Origin of the sequence: Acetobacterium sp. UBA5834 (assembly GCF_002435675.1) — a bacterium.
GTDB classification, from domain to species: Bacteria; Bacillota; Clostridia; order Eubacteriales; family Eubacteriaceae; genus Acetobacterium; species Acetobacterium wieringae.
Map to the genome: position 1 here is coordinate 19,899 of NZ_DJGY01000060.1, position 20,322 is coordinate 40,220.

Sequence of the window (20,322 nt, forward strand, 5' to 3'; positions counted from 1 at the left end):
TGTTTCCTCCATTAGCTTGGTCTGTATCATTTTCACTGAGCTACTTATGATGGTTGTAATATATAGCAATAAACGTGCCAAAATAAAAAAAGCCTGTTTTAAGGGCTTTTTAGAACACGATCTCAATGAATAGTATTTTTTTGAGCATTAATCATTTTATTAACGTTCATTTTTTATACATATGTTCGCATTTTAATCATTCTATATCAAATTTTCATCGTTTTACCTAACATTGTCAGGCTATTCTCATTTATAAGTGTTCAATTTTTAACGAATGCTTATTCCTGCCAATCAGATCTTAACTTATTTCATCCATTTCTCACGGTATGTTCACTTAAAAAACACCTAAGGCAATTATCCTTAATGAAATAAGTATGATTTGGCAGGGTCTATCCGATTCTAGCTATTGATAATGGAGGAATATTATGAAAAATACAACAATCAGGGTACTATCGGCACTCACCGTGATGTCAATGGCCTTTTCAGGTAGCGTTTTTGCGGCATCCGACCAAACAACTGATACCAATATCTCAACGCTGACAACGGTCGCTTCAAATATGGGCGTGGCCTATCGTGGCCATATTCAAAATACCGGTGACTATCCCCTGGACAACGCCTGGATTCAGGGCCCTACCGAATTGGGAACCGAAGGCCAAGGGCTGCGTCTGGAGGGCTTCTGGATTGAATTAACCGGAACTGTTCCAGAAAATGCCCACATTCAATATCAGGTCCATGTTCAAAACGAAGGCTGGATGGACTGGGTATCTGACGGTGAGTTTGCCGGAACCAGAGATAAAAGCCAACGCATCGAAGCGATCCGAATTCGCCTGGTGGATGATGACGGCAATGCCTTGTCCGGATATTCGGTTCAGTACTGCGGTCATATTCAGGATCAGGGCGACACCGAATGGGTTGCTGACGGTGCCGAATTGGGAACGACCGGTTTGAGTCGACGGCTGGAAGCGCTGGAAGTACAGATTATCCAAACTAATGCAGACAACAGTGATTCGAACAACGCTGATTCTGATGACGAAAGCAGCAATGACAATGCGACTGTCAAACCGACCAGCCCCGGATCGGCCATTGTCTCCCCAACTTCAACCATTGTCATCGATAAAGAATTCTCAAATCGTGAGCAAAACGCCAGTTATGACGAAAGTTTGGCTACCCACGCAGTTTTTAACGGCACTGACATCGAGCTAACTGGTGCCGGTGCCACGGCTGAAAATGGGATTCTCACAATCACCGCCGAAGGCACCTATGTCGTGAGCGGAAATCTTACCGAAGGCCAGATTCGGGTCGAAACGACCGATACCGAAAAGGTTCAACTGGTCTTAAACGGCGTCACCATCCACAACAGCAACAGTGCCCCGATTTATTTAAAGAGTGCCGACAAGGTCTTTATCACCCTGGCTGAGGGTACCACCAATACCCTGACAGATGGCAGCGACTATATCCAGACCGATGACAACACCGTTGATGCGGTTATATTCAGCAAAGCCGATTTAGCAATTAATGGAACCGGTACCTTGAACATTACTGCCAATTATAAACATGGGATTGTCTCCAAGGATGATCTGATCATAACCGGCGGTACCTTTAATATTTCCTCGGTAAAAGCTGCATTAAACGGTAAGGATGCCTTAAAAATAAAAGATGGCGTCTTTAACATCTCATCCTCAGATGGCAAAGGCCTCACCTCAAAACACGACAGTGACACCACCAAAGGTTATGTCTATATTGCCGGTGGTACCTTTAAGATCAGCAACTGCACCGAAGGGATCGAAGGCACTGCCATTGTCATTGAGGGCGGCGACATCGACGTTACCGCCACTGACGACGGTTTAAACGCTGCTAGCGAAACAACCACCGATAATGCAACGACCGAAACAACCGAAACCGCACAGATACCCGGTGGTGGTCAAACACCTGGCGGCGGTGGAATGATGGCCGCAGATACCAATGCCTATATCGCCATTGCTGGCGGCACCATCAAACTCAATACGACGGGTGATGGCATTGACTCCAACGGAAACCTTTACGTGTCCGGCGGCACCATCTTTGTCAGCGGCCCCACCAGCGACGGTGAAGGCGCTTTGGATTACGACGGCACAGCTGATGTCAGCGGCGGCACCATCGTGATTGCCGGTAGCTCGGGGATGGCCCAGAGCTTTTCGAACACCTCTACCCAAGCTTCAATTCTTTATAATCTCACCGCAAAAGCCGCAGCCGGTACAGAGGTCAGTTTAAAAGATTCCAGTGGCAAGGTGCTGGTTTCTTACACTCCCGAAAAAGCCTATCAGTCGGCAGTGATCAGCACCCCTGAGATGAGTGTCGGATCAACCTACACTTTGACTGCCGGTGGCCAAACCGTTTCGATCGAGCAAACCGCCATGGTTACCAGTAACGGCAATACCCAAGGTGGCCCCGGCGGTACACGACCAGACGGCGGAAACAGACCCGATCCGGGAACCACACCGATGACACCGCCAACAGAGACAGCCGTTTAAACTTTCTGCTTAATTTATCCCTAAAAAGATGCCAGTTTCCTGGTATCTTTTTTTATTCTAATCTAATAATAATACATGGTACTCACAACAAACGCCATAATCGCTCCCATTACAATGCTGATAAGAATTGCTGCACCAACTGCAATGGCCATCATCACCAGATACGCCCGGGCAAAATTCTTTTTGTTGGGGCCCGTTTCACTGCCAAACCCCCAAATAAAAAGCATCACAATCCCGGCAATGGGAATCGCCGTAATCAAAAACATGATTAAATACTGCCCCATTGTAATCAGATCTGTTGCCTCATTTTTCTGTACTGATGGTGTCGGTGCACTGGCTCTGGTCGGTTGCGGCGATTGCGTACTACTGACACTTTGGGATGAAGCCGATTTTCCTAACTGCTTTGCCCCGCAATGGGTACAAAACGCCGCATCATCAGGAATTTGTTTGCCACAGTTTTCGCAAAACATTGTCATACCTCCTTAGTTTTTGGTTTCCGTTTTATCGTCTTCAGCTTTAGCCTGAGCTGGCTGTGAAGCTTTTTTACCTTTAATTTTCTTTCTGATTCTCCAGAATATAAAGAACCCTAATCCGGCAATGGCAGCAAATGGTATCAGTCTAAATATTAATACGATTAGAAACGCCACAATGTAGAGAATCAAATTGATTGACGTCACAAACCCTTCGCCAATTTTTGTAAATATTTCTGAAAATGGCGAATTAACCGAAGTAGCGGACAACCTTTTTTCATACAACGAAATATATATCGTGGAATAGGCCATTTCGGTATCCCAGTTTTTAATGGTCGTCGTCAGACTGTCAATTTCTGTTCGAACCCGGTTTAATTCACTTTCGATAGCCAGCATATCAGTGACATTTGTTGCCTGTTTTAAATATTCCAACAACCGGCCCTCTTCAATTTTCAGGTTGTTCAGCTGCGCCTGGACATCTGCATACTGCTGCGAGATATTGGTGCTGCTGACATTGGCACTGATGGGACTGCCCCAGGTCTGGATCTGGGTCATGGCTTCGGAAAATTTCGACGATGGTACCCGGATGGTCAAAAAGCCTGAGTTATTCTGGACACCAGCCTGTTCTGAAGCGTAATTTGATCCGGAATCCTGGACGAATCCGCCAAGTTCCACAGCATAACTGCTGATTTTTTCAAAGGTATCTTGATAATTATCCGTATTCAGACTGATGTTTCCGGAATAAATAATTTTGGATGTATCAAAAGGGGTACTGGCATTAGCGGTTGCCTCCGGAAGTGGCACCGCATCAGCTGTTTCACCAGTCACCTGATCCGAAACCATGGATTCATCAGACCCGGCTTTACTATTGTCCTGATTTGCTCCACTAAAACATCCCCCGGCGACAACCATTACCAGACAGGATAAAATAACAACCATACCCCAAAACCAGTTTTTCTTTGCTTTTAATAACCTGGGGATTACTCCCCTAAAATCAGCTGATGATTCTTTTTTAGCCGCCAGCCGTTGAGTCGTTTTTTTCTGATCCATGAACCCACCTCCTAAATATTTTTTTAGATCAATATCCTTTTTTATTTTTTACCCTTGTTTTTATTGAAAATGCATCAAAATATTTTTTTATCTTTTACAGTCAATTGTCCGATCTTTTCCGTTATGCCGCGAATCGAGTCCAGGATTTTCATAAGGACTTTTTTTCTGATCGCCCTGCTTTTCCCTTCGCTCTTTTTCAATTTTGCGATTCATGATTTTTGCCATTATACAGTAAATCAATCCCGGCATTTTTAACTGGGCTTCGTGATAGAGTGCCGCTGGCGACTTCTCCTGCCTTGCCACATTTTCCAGAAAACGGCCAAACATTTTTTCAGCCTTTTTTCCATTCAAGAGCTTGCTTAAAGGCTGGCCATTAAGCATCGCCCCCATTCCAACTACAAATCCACCCTTATAACAGAGACCATTCTCCCCAGCAAACAGTTCCAACATTTTTAACCCCGATTCATGCGTATGAACATAAGGCATCCCACCCTGAATAACTGCATAGAGACATTGTCCATGAAGGTTATTCTGGTTTTTTTCAAGTTCTTCCAATAAGTACACCGTATCGGCTGGATAAGTATTGATGTAGCAGGGGCCGATCATAATGATTGACTCGGCCTCATTAATGGCCGCGTGTACCGGACTAAGATCCTTTAAGTTGGGATATAAATGAGTGATTTTAACCAGATAATCCCGGGATAACAAGAATTCCCTGCAATGATTGGCCAGCATCATGCTAGTCCCAACTTTTCGGGGGCTTAAATTTATTATTACTGCTTTTTTCATTTACTTAACCCCTCCGCAACCGTTTCAAGGCAATCACTGAGATTACTGTCATCCGCCAAATACGCTCTGCCCCGGATATTCATAATCTTGATATTTTCCTCAACCAGATTTTTAAAGGCTCTTTTTTCCTCGTCGTCCCATTGCGCCTTCACACCAATGGCGACAAAGGTATGAACCCGCCCTATTTTTCCTTTGACCAGTTCGCCGTTTTTACAGTAGTAGTGACGATCACCAATGACAGCACATTTATCAAAAATTCGTTTCATTTTAAATGAATAGCTCCCCCATTTAACCGGAGTGACCATTACAAGCACATCAGTTCTCATCAATTTGGGTAAAATAATGTCGACATCATCCCGATGGATGCACTGCCCATAGGTTTTGTTGGTACAGCCACCACAACTATAACACGGATCAACGTATAAATCCGCTATGGCAATCAATTCCGTTTCAATTTTTCGCTCCCGCAACTTTTGCTCAAGCCTTTCCCCAGCTTCCTGTCTGGTGTAGTCTGATAGTATGGTAATCATATTTTCCTCTCTTCTCATTAATATCTAGCCTCTCTCTAGCTCGCTTAACATAAATAAAGCCTCTTATAAAAGGTAATATATTACATATTATTCATCTTGTCAACAGGTCCAATTGAAACCTCGCAACAAACATCAACTATTTCGACATCTTTTTCAAAAGAAAAAATCATAAAATTAATATCCATTATAATTTTTATGATTTAAATCTTAGTTGAAATATGATAGGATAGGAATAGTATCAATTATAAAAGTCAAGGAGTAAATAATGTACGAAAAAGGCATCCAGACAAGAAACCATCTTTATGAAATTTCAAAAAAATGCTTTTATGAATATGGTTATGAAAACACCAAAATTAAAGACATCGTAACGGCAGCTGATACGCCCATTGGTCTTTTTACTTATTACTTTAAAACAAAAGATAATATTGTTCACGAAATATATTCGGATTTTTATCAGCAAATTGATCAGTGTCTGGGTGCACTGTCCATTGATGGGCTGGAAAATTCAATTCTTCATCACGCTACATTGAGTTATATCTATTTTGATCTGATCCTCAACAATGAAAATAATCGTCGTTTTTACTTTGAAATTCTGAAAAAAGCATCCAACTATCGAATTGCCGGAGATTTTATCCGCAATACTTATCGCGGCTATATCCAGGAATACAATTTGGTCGTCAGCGAACGCGAATTTGATAACTTCTTATTCATCGATTTTGGCGGACGCCGGGAGTATTTTCTGAATTATTTTCAAAAACCACTTAATGATTCCATCGATGAGCTGGTCTTTTTACTAAATGGCATCCTTCCCCGATTACTGGGCATTGATCAACATGCTGTTACCACCCTTCTTTATAAAGGAATTCATATTGCCAAAACCATTGATTGCCGCCAAATTCAGTTTCTTTCCAAATAAATCGTTAGTATTTAAAAGAATGTCTCACTATCCTTAAAATCAGGGTGAAACATTCTTTTTTATTCGTTCTAAGCCGTATCTCGCAGAGGGTGAGAGCCTTTTGATGGCCGTGGCATTTGCTTGTTTTGATCCTGAAACTGCGGGTATAATAGCATCATAAGTACATCGGCCAATCGCCATGCGAGTCTCTTTTAATAACTATTATTGATTGCGTTGTTAAAAATTTAAAAAAGAACAGGAGATTAAAATGATGAATGAAAAACTGTGTCAAAGCTGCGGAAAGCCCATGGGCCAAACGAATGAACTCTATGGAACTGAAAAAAACGGCACTAAAAGCTGTGACTATTGCGATGATTGTTATAAAAACGGCGAATTTACAACGAATATTTCCAAGGAACGCATGATCGAAGTGAGTATACCCTATCTTCTCAAAGAAAAGCCCGGAATTGATGAGGCTCAGGCCCGAAAAGAAATGGAAGACTTTTTCCCGACCTTAAAAAGATGGAAGACTCACTAAGTCATTTTAAACAATTTGCCAAAGGATATGATTGAATTAATTTTTTGTTGGCAATTGCGCTTGTTTTATTAATAAATTATTGTATTCTCTATTAAAATTATGCATAATAGTGATATCAATCCGTTTTTATTTTTTGACTCGGACATCGTCTCAAATCGTCAAATTTCAAAATTCATATTTTTAAAAGGAGGTCAGGGATTATGACAAATGATTTTTATCATGGAATTATCAAAAATCTGCATGTTGGTTATGCATATCATCGAATTATTTGTGATACCCAAGGAACTCCTGTGGATTACGAGTTTATCGAAGTCAATCGAGCCTTTGAAGCAGCAACCGGACTGATCGGTGCAGAAATTATCGGCAAAACCGTGACTGCTGTTATCCCTGAAATCAGGGATTCCGGGTTTGACTGGATTCGTTTTTATGGTGAGATTGCACTTAATCATACAACGGCCGAAATCGAGCAATACTCTTCGCCACTTAACCGCTGGTACCGGGTGCAAGTCTATTCTCCCGAAACGAATTACTTTATAACGTTGTTTAATGACATCACCCGAGAAAAACGGGATTTAGCTGAACGAAACCTGCTACTGACGACGCTTCATGATATTGTTTTTGAAATCAGCACGGACTACCATTTTACCAATGTGATCGTACAAGATGAAACAACCCTTTTTGTTCCCAAAAAAAATATCATCGGTAGCCATATTACCAGCATTTTTTCCAAAGATTTAAGCGAAGAGATAATTGTGGTTTTTAAAGCCGCCCACACTACTGGCCAAAAACAGGAATTTGAATATAAATCTCCGGTACCTACTGATAAACGGTGGTTTTTAGCCGAAATTTTTTATATCAACGATAACGAGTCCCCCCGATTTGTGGTCAGCATTCATGATATCAGCCGACGCAAGCGGATGGAAAAATCGCTGTTTATCGAAAAAGAGCGTTTACAAACCACCCTGTTATCCATCGGTGATGGTGTTATTTCAACCGATTTCCGGGGCTGTGTCACGCTCCTCAATAAGGTCGCCGAAAATCTGACCGGATGGAATCAACAGGAGGCCTATGGCCTCCCTTTAGACCAAGTCCTCAAGCTGGTCAACGAATATACCCGGGAAAGCTGCGAAAATCCGGCCCGTAGAGTGCTGGAAGAAGGGCTAATCATCGAACTGAACAATCACACCTTATTGCTTTCAAAGGATGGCCGGGAAATCCCCATCGAAGACAGTGCTGCGCCAATTAAAGATCAGGACGGACAAATTACTGGTGTTGTCATTGTTTTTCGAGATTTTACCGACAAAAAAGAAAAACAGGAAAAAATTGAATACCTGAGTTTTCACGACCACCTCACTGGCTTATACAATCGTCGTTATTTTGATGAAGAACTGAAACGATTAAACACCCCCAGAAACCTGCCTTTATCCCTGCTTATTTTTGACGTTAATGGGTTAAAGCTCACAAATAATGCCTTCGGACACATGGCCGGTGACCGGTTATTAAAAAAGGTTGCTCAGACCATGCAGACAATCAGCCGAAGCGATGATATCATCGCCCGGATCGGCGGCGATGAGTTTGTAATCCTGCTCCCCCAGACCGAAATCCAGGAAGCCAAGGAGCTGGCCAAGCGGATCAATACCGCACTCAGCCATGAACACCTGGAAGCAGGACAGATCTCAATTTCCAGCGGCTGGGCTGTAAAAACCACGGCAGACGAAGAAATCACCGAAGTTTTTAAGGCGGCCGAAAATAAAATGTATCAGTACAAAATTTCCGAACGCAACAGCACTCGAAACGAAGCCATTCAGTTTATCATGAAAACCCTTTATGAAAAACTGCCCCGTGAACAGCAACACTCCGAACGCGTCAGTAATATCAGTGGTCTCATCGGCGCAGCCATGGGCATGAACAAAGAAGAAATCAATGAATTAAAAACCGCCGGAGCCTTGCACGATATCGGAAAAATTGCCATTGGCAATGAAATTCTCGATAAAACAGGTGAGCTCAGTGATTTTGAGTGGCTGGAAATCCGCCGCCACCCGGAAATCAGTTTCAGTATTTTAAGCTCTCTCAACGACTATGCTCCATTAGCTAATATCATTCTTGTTCACCACGAACGGTATGATGGTACCGGCTATCCCAAAGGCTTAAGCGCAGAACAGATACCTTTGCCAGCACGTATTATTGCCATTGCTGACGCCTTTGACGCCATGACCTATGGCCGACCTTACAAGGAACCCCTAACGACGGAAGCTGCAATTCGAGAAATAGTTGCCGGTAAATCCACCCAGTTCGATCCCGCGATAGCCGATATTTTTTTAAGCGTCTTGGCTGAAAATAATTATTGCCTATAAAAAACCGGCCATCCATAAAAGATGCCCGGTTTTTTTACTTATTCCAGTGCCGTAAATTTCAAATCATCAATGAGTTTTTCATGCCAGTTTAAAACCATCTCATAATAGCTTCGACCAAACTGAAGACTGGCATATTCAAAAGGATCCATCCCATCACTGATCGTCCGTTCAATTTCTGACAACTTTTCGATAGCATCCTGTACCGTCCCTCTAAAAAGTTCGATATTGAGGATTGCATCATTTTTTTTCAAATGCTTATAAAAAAATAATTTTGCCAGAAACTCAAGGTTAAAGGGAGAAAACGTACATGGGGTTTGCAACCATTCCAAAAACCTTTTCTGACCTCCTGGTGTAATCCGATATAATTTTTTAAACCGGTTACCTTCAACAATTTCAGTAAACGTAATCAATCCCAGCTTTTCCAGCCTTTTTAACATTGGATAGATACTGCCAAAACTGGCATCGATAAAATTTGAGGTACGTAGTACCATCATTTGTTTAATATCATACCCGGTCATATCCCGATCCAATAAAAACCCCAGAATTGCAAATTCTAACATGACGACCTTCTTTCAGCACTGTTTTTCTTTTCCAACTTTATTCACCCAATCATGATCCCGATTCAAACAACAATTTACAATTTGTTATGTCATTTGTTTCCATCATAAACTATCGCAATTAGCCTGTCAAGTTTAGGTTCTTATTGCTGATTAAGGTTATTATTCCTTATTGTGACATTTTGAAGTCGTAAACGGGGATATTGTTGAGGAAATAATACAATACCTGATTATCAAGTTGACTTCGCCCCTGATGACTGAGATAATCGATGGCTTCCCGGGCGCTTTTCGCTTTTTTATAAATCCGATTCGTAGTCATCGCATCATAAACATCAGCTACAGCAACTATTTTGGGCAATAGACCCACGTAATCATCCGTTGCACAAAGCGGATAACCTTTCGCATCAATCCGTTCATGATGAAAAAGAACTGCCCGTTTAACCTCGAGATTAAACGCACTAAACTCATTGAGAAGTGAATATCCGTAAAGGGGGTGAAGCTGAATAATTTCATATTCCTCTCGGGTTAAAACTCCAGATTTATTTAAAATTTCCTCCGGAATATAGATCTTCCCAATATCGTGTAGGAAACCCGCCTGGGTTGCATTGATGATATCCTGCTCATCCAGATCCATCCACATGGCGATAAACATGGAGTAAAAAGCTGTATTAACACTATGGGTAAAGGTATATTCATCCATTTTTTTGATCTGATCCAGGGCTTTCAGAATAATCGGGTTACCTTCGATACTTTCGTACATATGCGCCAGAAACTGAGTGACGTGAGTGTAGGTGTATTCTTCTTGAAACAAGACATTACTCAGGTTATTTTTTAATTCCACCAGCATATCCCGGTTGAGTTGCTCCGTCATGTTTTCGTCAAGATCACACAGATAATGAGACAATGAATTACCAATTTTTTCCCGCTTATGATTGCGATGTGTGCTTTGAACAGCGGGCTGTTCAAACCGTGTATAATTATTAATGTGATCTTCTAAAATTCCCATTTTTCAACCCATCTTGGCTTATTGATCGACTTTGATCACACCCAGCTTATTCATCACTTCAACCAACTTATCCGTATCAACCGGTTTAGCTGCATATGCTTCACAGCCCAGATCAAAGGCGGTGTTGACAAACTCCGTATCAGCCAGAGCCGTAATAATAATGATCTTCACCCTGTTTTCTGCCGGGATTCCCCGCTGCACCTCAAAATCCCGAATGGCTTTTAGCACTTTCACCCCGTCGACCTTCGGCATCATTATATCCAGACAAATCAGATCATAAGGATCTTCTTCTTTTATGGCAATGAGGTAGGCATCAAGGGCTTCCATTCCATCCACCACAATATCACATTCTCCATATTGGGCTAAAAATTTACCTAAAAAGCGTCGGCTTACCATGTCATCTTCCACAATTAATATCTTCATCTTCATTCCTACCTTTCACTTGCTGTGCTTTTTTTCTGGCCAATATCGTTTTAATAATTATACTGTTTTTTTATATACTGAGTAAATATGATTAATCTGATTAACCCGTTTAGCGGCAGCTTCAAAATTTCCCCGCCGGATATCCAATTCAATTTTAAAAGCAACCACTTTTAAATCTTCAATATCCAAAGAAATTGAAAGTTTCTTGATCTGGTTTGCCAATTTTTCTAAATCTTCCAGTTTTCCAGCTGCCACCAGATTGTTTATTTCGCTGATTAATTCAGTCAACCGCCCTTCTTTTTCCGCATCATGCACCCTTTCATTTGCACCATCCGTTGGATTTTTTTCCTCGATAATAATTTCCCCATTCGCATCGATATGCATTTTAAAATCTCCAGAATGGCGAATGACCTCTTTGCGATTGATACAGGTCTCTATCTCTTCGATCAGTTTTTCCACTTTTATCGGTTTAGAAATATAACCATCCATCCCCTGAGACAAGAATTTTTCCCGATCACCATGGAGTGCATAGGCTGTAATTGCCAAAACCGGTATCTCCTGATTGAATTCCCGAATCCTTCTGGTCGCTTCGATCCCATCCATTTCCGGCATTTGAATATCCATCAAAATAATATCGTAACTATTTTTATGAACCATTTCTACCGCTTCATAGCCATTTTCTGCAACATCCACCCCATAACCACACTCATTGAGCATTCGGGAAATAACCAGTTGATTGACCTTGTCATCTTCAGTTAAGAGAATTTTATATTGCTCACTGATTTTAAAATAATCCGGTTGTTTCTCCTGCATACTACTTTCTGCCAAACCCGGTTCAAAATTGAGTTGAAAATAGAAACGGCTACCCTGGCCCTCGGTACTTTCCACCCATATTTTTCCGCCCATCAATTCCACTAATTGTCTGGTAATGGCAAGACCTAACCCGGTGCCGCCAAAGCGGCGAGTGAATGAGCCGTCCACCTGACTAAAGCTTTCAAAAATTTGCTGCCGATTTTCTTCAGCAATCCCGATGCCCGTATCTTCGACCACAAAAAGCAGTTGAATTGGCTGTTTCCCGACCGACAGGTTTTTTACCTTAACCCACACCTCACCGATATCGGTAAATTTGATGGCGTTACTGATCAGGTTGTTAAGAACCTGCTGAATCCGATGGAAATCCGCCATAACATACTGGGGCACAACAGCAGAAAAAGCGTAGTTCAGCTCAAGTCCCTTGGCTGCTGCTACCGGAGCCTGGGCTTTAATGGTATGTTCCACCAGCGCTTTGATATCACAATTTTGCTTCTTGATTTCCAGTTTTCCCGCTTCCATTTTTGAAAAATCGAGAATATCATTAATTACATTAAGCAGGGCGTTGACACAGGTTTTGATAATTTTGATGTTTTCCTGCTGTTCCTGATTGAGGTTTGACAAACGCATCAGATTAACCATGCCAACAATCCCGTTTAGCGGAGTTCTGATTTCATGACTCATATTAGCCAAGAATTCACTTTTGGCCTGATTCGCTGTTTCTGCTTCTTCTTTGGCCAATTTTAAGGCTTCCTCCACCGCTAATCGTTCGGTAATATCCCGGACAATATTAATTGCCATTTTTTTTTCATTTAAATAACAGTGACTGCAGATCACCTCAACCGGCAGGATCGACCCATCTTTGCGTCTGGCCTTTGTCTGCAGGGTAATATAATCTTTTTCATTCAACTCATTCAAGTTCCGCTCAGTATCACCTGGTGCTTGAATGATTTTGAAAATCGGATCATCCAACTCGAAAAATTCCTCATATGTGTACTGAAACATATCACCAGCAGTCTGGTTAACCTCAATCAACCGACCGTTAGCACCATCCTCGTTTATTTCCTGAACAAAGATAGCATCTGAGGAATTGTGAAAAACCTGACGGAACTTTTCTTCGCTATCAATCAGGGCATTTTCTGAATTTTTTCGCTCCGAAATATCCCGGATAATGCAAATAATCACCCGTTTTTCATTAATTTTGGTGGTTTTAGCGCTGACCTCCACCGGAAAATGCCTACCGTCCTGACGCTTATGGATGGTTTCGAAGAAAACGCCGTCTTTTTCGCCATTTTTCATCTCTTCAATGGCTACCGACCGACCCCCTTCAATTAAATCAAAAACCGAAAGTTCAAGCAATTCCCGCCGTTTATATCCGTAAAGCTCCACTGCTGCGTTATTGGCATCAATTATTTTACCGTTGGTTTCCACAAAAAGAATAGTGTCCCGAACCTTTTCCGCCAGCATTTTATAGCGGATCAGTCCTTCCTCCAGGTTTTTACGATCGGTAATATCAATACCAATGCCGATATAGCCGCCATAGCTGCCATCGACCTCAAAGGAGGGGCTATAAATCCCTTCAATCCAGCGGTAATTGCCCGTAGCATGACGAATCCGATACTGAATGCTAAAGGATTTTTGGCTACGAAAGGCTTTCTTTTTCAATTCCATATAGAATTTACGATCCTCGGGATGAATCAGATCCAACCACTTGATTCCCAAGTAGGCTTCATTGTCCTTACCAGTAAACAATGACCAACTGCGGTTAAAGTAAACTACATTGCCCTCCAGATCAGTCTTCCAGATTAGCGTCGGGAAGTTTTCAAACATCCGGTAATAATAATCCCGGGACTGCTCCAGGAACAGCTCCCGATTTTTACGCTCGGTAATATCGACAAAAGTTACCACTGCATGTCGCTTTTGGCCACGGAGCAACGGGGCGATACTGACCCGGAACCAGTAATCATTTTCTTCATCATCCACAAAAATACTTTTCTTAAATTCTATTTTTATCGGAACATCTTCTGATTCCAGCACCTTTGAAAAAGCATTTCTCAATTCGCAGAACTCACAGGACGGATCAAAACCGCAGCCCAATTTATTTAAGCGACTGCTCCGGCATTGAACCGCATCCCCAAACTGTTTGCCAATAAAATCTTCGCTGTTCCGATTGAAGTAGTTCAGCAATGGCTCATTGACTCGACTGACCCGGCCATTTTCATCGATGACCACCACCCCCACCGATATGGCATTAAACTCCTGAATAAAATCACTTTCAGTATTTAGGCGCTTCTCCTTTGACATGTAGCTCTCCCTTTGTACGTATTCCGATCATGGTCACCACCGTATTGATCTGATTCTTAAATAATCATATTCTGGTGCCAGATGTTGATGTCGCCGCTGGCCACCTCCAGCTCGATGGTACGGCTGACCCGAGCCCCGGTTTCGGCATATTGAATCCCCAGATTCATTTCTTTTAGAATCGCTTTGGTTATTTCCAGATTATGTTGCCCCACGTTGAAGGTATCATTCTGGCGCAGGGATTCTGCTCCACCAAAAATGCGGATCACCAATTCTTTTTTCAGACACCCATATTGACTGGAAAACTGCGAAATAAAATATGGTAATCCGGTGCTGGCATAATAACAATGGCGATCAATGGCATCCTCCATCCGGGCTGGTTGGGGCAGCGCAATGTGGATAATTCCCCCGACTTTGCGAATCGGCGAATACGCAGTAATCCCCAGACATGAACCCAGCGCAAATGTTTTAATTGTGTCACTACAGTTATTGGAAATGGCCATTTCGCCGATTCCGATTATTTTTGTCATCACTTCACCTTATTCCTTTAACGCTGTGAGAATGCAGTGGTGGATATTTTCCAGAGCTGACTGAACCGCTACAGCACCGATATTATAGGCTACCTTATTCATCCCATAAACCACCGAGGATGCTTCATCCTGACCGATGGTGAAGCCACCACGACAGCGGATATCCAGCAATCCCTTTGCCCCGTCATTTCCCATTCCGGTCAACAGCACCCCAATTGCCCGATTGCCTGCTTCTTGCGCCACTGAATCAAAAAGCATATCCACCGAGGGACAATGCCCATTTACTTTTTCCCCGGCAAAAACTTCAACCCGGTATTTTTTACCGATCCGTTTTATCCGCATGTGCTGATCACCGGGGGCAACATAGACCCTTCCGGGCTGCAGATAATCTCCGGTTTGGGCTTCTTTGCAACGCAGTGGCGTCTGACTATCCAGTCGTTCGGCAAACATTTTTGAAAACACCGGGGGAATGTGCTGAACAATCAAAATTCCCGGGCAATCCCCCGGTAACTTTTTAAGAATTTCAAAAATTGCTTCAGTGCCGCCGGTAGACGCACCAATAGCAATGAGCCGCTCATATGACTGGCTCTGGTCTAATGCTGCCAGAGTCTCAGTGGTCAGATCAGAGGCAGAATTTCTTTTCGGTGCGATGTTTCTGGCTCCAGCAGCCAAGCAGATCTTTTGAATCAGTTCCATCATAAAGTTCTCGACAGTTTTCATTGATCTGGGAGTGGGTTTTTCCACACAATCCCAGGCTCCGACTTTTCTGGCTTCAATACTAACCTGAACATCGCTGATCATCACTACCGGCAAGGGATATTGGGGCAATAGGCGCTTAATAAATTCAATGCCACTCATTCTTGGCATTTCCACATCACAAACCAAAACGTCCAAATCATATTTGAGAATTTTATCCCGAGCCTCAAAGGCATCACCAGCGGTGGCAATGACTTGAATCTGAGGATCAGCAGACAGGTTTCTGACCACCATTTCCCGGAAAGACTTGCTGTCATCAACGATGAGAACTCTGATCTTATTTTTCCGCTGCATTATTCTCATCCTTTCTACCTGGTGCGAGAAAAGGCACACCCACCAACACGCTCGCTGATGGGCACACATTTCTCGTCAAATTGATCATTTTTATTTGGGGACCATCCTTTAAAGACAACTCACCCGAAGATATTGTTTATGTATACCCATTTTCAGGCTGTTAATTTAATACTTGCCAAATTCATTATCTGTTAAGGCGATCCGGGTCGGTTTTGACACCGGGTTGTTGACTGTTTCTCTGCGGGTACTGTGATTTTCTGACAGTGATTCTTCAGCACCCCGGTAACCAAAACGGCGGGATTTTTTTAAAGTAAAGCGGGCGGCCTGTTCTCTTAGCAGTTCGGCCTGGCTGGATAATTCTTCGCTGGCCGCCGCACTTTCTTCAGAGGTGGCCGAATTCATTTGAACGACTTCCGATACCTGCATAATACCCTGATTGATCTGCGAAATACCGATGGCCTGTTCGTTGGAGGCGATGGCAATGTTCTCGACAATTCCGGAAACTTTGGCCACATCATCAACAATCTGATTGAGAGCAGCGGCGGTGGTTGTTGCAATTTTTGTGCCGTCGTCCACCTTTTTTATCGAGCCTTCAATCATTCGCGTCGTTTCTTTGGCTGCATCAGCTGATCGGGCCGCCAGATTTCTGACTTCTTCGGCAACTACTGCAAAACCTTTACCATGCTGGCGAGCCCGGGCAGCTTCCACCGCAGCGTTTAGGGCCAGAATATTTGTCTGAAAGGCAATCTCATCAATAACCTTAATAATTTTAGAAATATTGGTTGAGGATTCATTAATTTCTTCCATGGATTTAAGCATCCGTTTCATTTCATTATTACCCTCCACCGCATTGGTTCGCGTCAATTCCGCCAGTGCATTGGCTTCGCCAGCACTGTCAGCATTTAGCCGGGTCTGCGCTGAGATTTCTTCAATAGAGGCGGTGAGCTCTTCGATGGAGCTGGCCTGTTCGGTGGCTCCCTGGGACAGACCCATGCTGGAATCGGCAATCTGTTTGGAGCCAGCTGCTACCTGTTCGGCAGCAGAATCAATATTCGTCATGATTTCATTAATGTGATCGGTCATTTTCACAAAGGCTGACCCTAACTCTCCAACCTCATCCCGGCTGTCGATTTTGACATCCACGTCCAAATTGCCACCTGCTATTTCTTCAGCAGCATCAACCATTCGGCGTAAGGGGGTGCTGATCATATTGGCCACCAGCAACCCGAGTCCCACCGCCAAGCCAATACCAACGACGATAAAAATGATCATTATGGTACTTTGGGTTCTGAATTCAGCGGTATTCTGGGCCAAAACTGCCTCAGCCTGGGTGGTATTATAGGTGATGAGCGCTTCTAATTCAGCACTTACCGTCTGTTCTGCTTGACTAACCTTGTCAAGTCCAATCTGGGCCTCATCATATTTTTGTGCTTTGACAAGCTCCAGATTGTTATCACGTAATTCTCGGTAGGCCGCCAGACTTTCGGTTAAACTCGTGTACAGGGTTCTGTTTTCTTCATCCGAAATGGTGGCTTCATACTCTTTCAGTAACGCATTATCGCTTTCCACCGCTGCGTCAATGGTATCCAAGCGAGTCTGAAGAGTGGCTGGATTTCGTTCATAAACGGCCAGTAACTGGTTTGCCCAAATATGTTCCAGTTCAGCGTGAATACTGGATAATTTCTGAGACGGCACCAGGTTGTTATAATACATGCTTTCGGACTGGATATTAATGTTATTCATGGTATAGATACCAAATATCCCGACAATCCCAGTAACTGCTGCCAATAGGATAAAACAGGTAACCAGCTTTTGTTTTATTTTCAAATTTCTAAATAATTCCATTTCGTATATCCTCCATCAACGTTTTTTTGTATTCATTTAAATTAATATCCGATTTCCCGATCGGGGTTTTCCCCTTCATCATCAGTCAGCAGTTTGTGGCAGTCAAGAATCAGCTTAACTGAGGTTCCTACCTTACCAATCCCTTTTACAAATTGTCGGCTGTCGCTTTCATCCAGATCGGGATGGGGAACAATTTCCTCGGCTGGAATCGCCACCACTTCAGTCACTCCATCGACAATCAATCCGACCGTAATATCTGCAATCTCAACCACAATCACGCAGGTACGCTCATCGTAGCTACGAGCCGGTTTGCCAAACCGGAGTCGGACATCCACTACCGGAATGATCTGCCCCCGGAGACTCATAATTCCTTTTACGTATTCAGGCAGTTCCGGCACCTCGGTTATTTTTTGAATTCCGATTATTTCCGTAACATAAGTAATTTCAAGTCCATAGGCCTCAGTATCCAAGTTAAAGGTTAAATACTTCCCTTCTTCGGTTTCATCATCCTCTGCCATTTCAAGATCATCAAATTCATCATACACTTCCGCCATCGTTTCGCCTCCTTTGTGCTGCAGCTGTTAATTGTTAAGCCGTTTTTGATCGACCAGGCCATTGACATCCAAAATCAGACTGATGTTGCCGTCCCCCAGTAGCGTGCAACCGGCCAGCCCCTCAATTTTTTTCATCCGTTGAATATACTTTGGCAGCGTTTTTACTACCACCTGCTGTTCACCCAATAATTCATCCACAAAAAGACAGGTGGTCTTGTTTTCCCCCTCCAGCATAATTAAAATGCCCTCATCAATTTGAGTTGCCCCTTTTTTTACCTTATAGCGGTCTTTGAGCCGTAAAATCGGATAACACTGACCCCGGATCATAATCATCTCATTATCATCGGTATCCCGAAAAACCGCCTGGGACTTGGGGATAAAGGATTCTTTTATCGCCATAATCGGCAACGTGTAACAGGTTTCCCCCACCCGGATGTTCATTCCTTCAATGATAGCCAGGGTCAGCGGAATTTTTAACGTGATGGTCGTTCCCCGACCTTCCACACTTTCCACCAGAATAGTGCCACCAACTGATTCAATGTTTTTAGCCACCACATCCATACCGACTCCCCGACCGGAAAACTCGGTTACCGCTTCCTTGGTGGAAAATCCCGGCAAAAAAATCAGATTGAAAACTTCGGTGTCAGTCATCGTAGCAGCTTCCTCGCCAACTAAACCATTTTCAAACGCTTTTTTAAGAATCCCTTCCCGACTTAAGCCCTTCCCGTCATCCCGGATAATGATCAGCACCTCACCGCCAGCGTTTTTTGCTTCCAAAGTGATGGTGCCAGCCCGGGGTTTACCCTGGCTGATGCGGGTCTCTGCCACTTCAATCCCATGATCGGCAGAATTTCTAACTATATGCATCAGCGGATCGCCGATCTGTTCAATGATATTCTTATCCACCTCGGTTTCTTCACCCATAATATTTAGGGTAATATCTTTGCCCAGCTTTTTGCTGATATCCCGAACAATCCGATTCATCTTAAAAAAAGTAGGTCCCAGTGGTACCATTCGGATGGACATAACCATATCCTGGAGTTCGTTCGTGATCTTCCTTAACTGTCGGGCGGATTTATTAAAATTGTCGAGAACCAATCCCTTGAGATCCGGATTTTGGGTGACCATGGCTTCAGAAATAACCATCTCACCCACCAGATTCATCAGTTTATCCAGTTTTTCCACACTTACCGAAATCATACTTTGACCATAGCCACCATTGGAAATTGGGGTTTCTTTAGTCGGGGGCTGTTCCGCCGCCATTTTTTTTAGCTGGGGAACGATAATTGCTTCATCCGAGACCAGATTACTTATCTCTTCCCGGATTTCCTGAAATTCATTGAGTTCGGTGATCTCAATTTCCTCAATGAAGGCCATGGTATGAAAAAAAGCCTCCAGTTTATCTCGGGATTCCGGAGTTTTAATCTCCAAGACAAAACCATCCCGCTTAATGATCTCGACACAATCCGGATCGTTGATGACGTCCTCCGGGATGCACTTAAAGTTTTCTGTGATTTCTTTTAAATTATGAACCACTGTGAAAGCCCTGATATTTTCCATCCCACAATTTTCGACAAACCAAAGCATCACCTGATAGGTTTTCGGGACACTGATTTTTGCCGCTTTATTGGAGCTGATATAATATTTTTCCTTTACCGGTTCGTTATTGACGACTTTAGAATCCGTCAGGTTGTTATTTTCTTTAAGCAAGACCAGATGTGCTTTAATCTTCTCTATCAAAATTTCCGGATTTCCATCAGCTTCAGCCCCATTTTTTATTTTTTCCAACTCCTGTTTCATAAAGTCAATACCTTCAAAGACCAAGTCTGACAGGGTTGAAACATCGATATACTGAGGCTTTTCTTCCCGAATAAAGTAAAACATATCTTCGGTGGTATGCGCCAGCACAGACATATTGTTAATCAGCATCATCGCCGCCGAGCTTTTTATCGTATGCATAATCCGGAATATTTCATTAATGGTATCACTGGGGTAACTGCCCAGGGCCTCGGTTTTTATCACCGACTGTTCCATTTGTTCCAATTGCTGGGAGGTTTCAAAAATAAAAACTTCCTGCATTGGGTCATTGATATATTGCTCTGCCAATCGG

17 protein-coding genes are annotated in these 20,322 nt (G+C 43.0%); 4 read left to right on the top strand and 13 right to left on the bottom strand.

Annotated elements, in window-relative coordinates; all coding sequences use genetic code 11:
* The first annotated feature begins 425 nt into the window (after positions 1 to 425).
* Complete coding sequence (locus B3F51_RS11675) at positions 426 to 2,510, top strand: carbohydrate-binding domain-containing protein (RefSeq protein ID WP_286947244.1); 2,085 nt, start codon at positions 426 to 428, stop codon at positions 2,508 to 2,510.
* 62 nt (positions 2,511 to 2,572) lie between these two features.
* Here B3F51_RS11675 and B3F51_RS11680 read toward each other — a convergent pair whose 3' ends face one another.
* From B3F51_RS11680 to B3F51_RS11695, 4 genes are all read right to left on the bottom strand, one after another.
* Positions 2,573 to 2,980 carry a zinc ribbon domain-containing protein gene (locus B3F51_RS11680; protein WP_175440960.1) on the bottom strand — a complete coding sequence of 136 codons (408 nt, stop codon included), beginning with the start codon at positions 2,978 to 2,980 and terminating at the stop codon, positions 2,573 to 2,575.
* A gap of 12 nt (positions 2,981 to 2,992) precedes the next feature.
* Positions 2,993 to 4,030 (bottom strand): DUF4349 domain-containing protein, encoded by a 1,038-nt coding sequence (locus B3F51_RS11685; protein WP_070372332.1) that lies wholly within the window; start codon positions 4,028 to 4,030, stop codon positions 2,993 to 2,995.
* Positions 4,031 to 4,117: 87 nt separating this feature from the next.
* On the bottom strand, positions 4,118 to 4,819 hold the full coding sequence (locus B3F51_RS11690) for a hypothetical protein (protein WP_286947246.1): 702 nt from the start codon (positions 4,817 to 4,819) through the stop codon (positions 4,118 to 4,120).
* The gene (locus B3F51_RS11695; RefSeq protein ID WP_084633746.1) at positions 4,816 to 5,367 is read right to left on the bottom strand and encodes a flavodoxin family protein; all 552 of its coding nucleotides are present in this window, start codon (positions 5,365 to 5,367) and stop codon (positions 4,816 to 4,818) included. Before B3F51_RS11695 ends, B3F51_RS11690 begins: the two co-directional genes overlap by 4 nt.
* A 247-nt stretch (positions 5,368 to 5,614) precedes the next feature.
* On the opposite strand from B3F51_RS11695, the gene B3F51_RS11700 reads away from it, so the two are divergent.
* The 3 genes from B3F51_RS11700 (at position 5,615) to B3F51_RS11710 (ending at position 9,136) form a co-directional block, all read left to right on the top strand.
* Positions 5,615 to 6,265 carry a TetR/AcrR family transcriptional regulator gene (locus tag B3F51_RS11700; RefSeq protein WP_070372335.1) on the top strand — a complete coding sequence of 217 codons (651 nt, stop codon included), beginning with the start codon at positions 5,615 to 5,617 and terminating at the stop codon, positions 6,263 to 6,265.
* Positions 6,266 to 6,512: 247 nt separating this feature from the next.
* Complete coding sequence (locus B3F51_RS11705; RefSeq protein WP_242871631.1) at positions 6,513 to 6,782, top strand: zinc ribbon domain-containing protein; 270 nt, start codon at positions 6,513 to 6,515, stop codon at positions 6,780 to 6,782.
* Positions 6,783 to 6,982: 200 nt separating this feature from the next.
* Entirely contained in the window at positions 6,983 to 9,136 is a 2,154-nt protein-coding gene (locus tag B3F51_RS11710; RefSeq protein ID WP_286947255.1) for an HD domain-containing phosphohydrolase, read from the top strand.
* A gap of 38 nt (positions 9,137 to 9,174) precedes the next feature.
* On the opposite strand, the gene B3F51_RS11715 is transcribed toward B3F51_RS11710, so the two are convergent.
* The 9 genes from B3F51_RS11715 to B3F51_RS11755 form a co-directional block, all read right to left on the bottom strand.
* Positions 9,175 to 9,696 carry a PadR family transcriptional regulator gene (locus tag B3F51_RS11715; RefSeq protein ID WP_070372336.1) on the bottom strand — a complete coding sequence of 174 codons (522 nt, stop codon included), beginning with the start codon at positions 9,694 to 9,696 and terminating at the stop codon, positions 9,175 to 9,177.
* A gap of 166 nt (positions 9,697 to 9,862) precedes the next feature.
* A complete protein-coding gene (locus B3F51_RS11720) occupies positions 9,863 to 10,699 on the bottom strand; it encodes an HD-GYP domain-containing protein (RefSeq protein ID WP_228883067.1) in 837 nt (278 codons plus the stop codon).
* An 18-nt stretch (positions 10,700 to 10,717) separates the two neighbouring features.
* Positions 10,718 to 11,122, bottom strand: a complete 405-nt coding sequence (locus B3F51_RS11725) for a response regulator (protein WP_070372338.1) — start codon at positions 11,120 to 11,122, stop codon at positions 10,718 to 10,720.
* Positions 11,123 to 11,179: 57 nt separating this feature from the next.
* Entirely contained in the window at positions 11,180 to 14,236 is a 3,057-nt protein-coding gene (locus tag B3F51_RS11730; RefSeq protein ID WP_250933052.1) for a PAS domain-containing hybrid sensor histidine kinase/response regulator, read from the bottom strand.
* A 56-nt stretch (positions 14,237 to 14,292) separates the two neighbouring features.
* The gene (locus B3F51_RS11735; RefSeq protein ID WP_286947256.1) at positions 14,293 to 14,763 is read right to left on the bottom strand and encodes a chemotaxis protein CheD; all 471 of its coding nucleotides are present in this window, start codon (positions 14,761 to 14,763) and stop codon (positions 14,293 to 14,295) included.
* Between the two features lie 9 nt (positions 14,764 to 14,772).
* Complete coding sequence (locus B3F51_RS11740; protein ID WP_228883063.1) at positions 14,773 to 15,813, bottom strand: protein-glutamate methylesterase/protein-glutamine glutaminase; 1,041 nt, start codon at positions 15,811 to 15,813, stop codon at positions 14,773 to 14,775.
* A 165-nt stretch (positions 15,814 to 15,978) separates the two neighbouring features.
* Positions 15,979 to 17,658 (bottom strand): methyl-accepting chemotaxis protein, encoded by a 1,680-nt coding sequence (locus tag B3F51_RS11745; RefSeq protein WP_286947257.1) that lies wholly within the window; start codon positions 17,656 to 17,658, stop codon positions 15,979 to 15,981.
* 41 nt (positions 17,659 to 17,699) lie between these two features.
* The gene (locus B3F51_RS11750) at positions 17,700 to 18,212 is read right to left on the bottom strand and encodes a chemotaxis protein CheW (protein WP_070372342.1); all 513 of its coding nucleotides are present in this window, start codon (positions 18,210 to 18,212) and stop codon (positions 17,700 to 17,702) included.
* 27 nt (positions 18,213 to 18,239) lie between these two features.
* A complete protein-coding gene (locus B3F51_RS11755; protein WP_286805199.1) occupies positions 18,240 to 20,318 on the bottom strand; it encodes a chemotaxis protein CheA in 2,079 nt (692 codons plus the stop codon).
* Positions 20,319 to 20,322 lie beyond the last annotated feature (4 nt).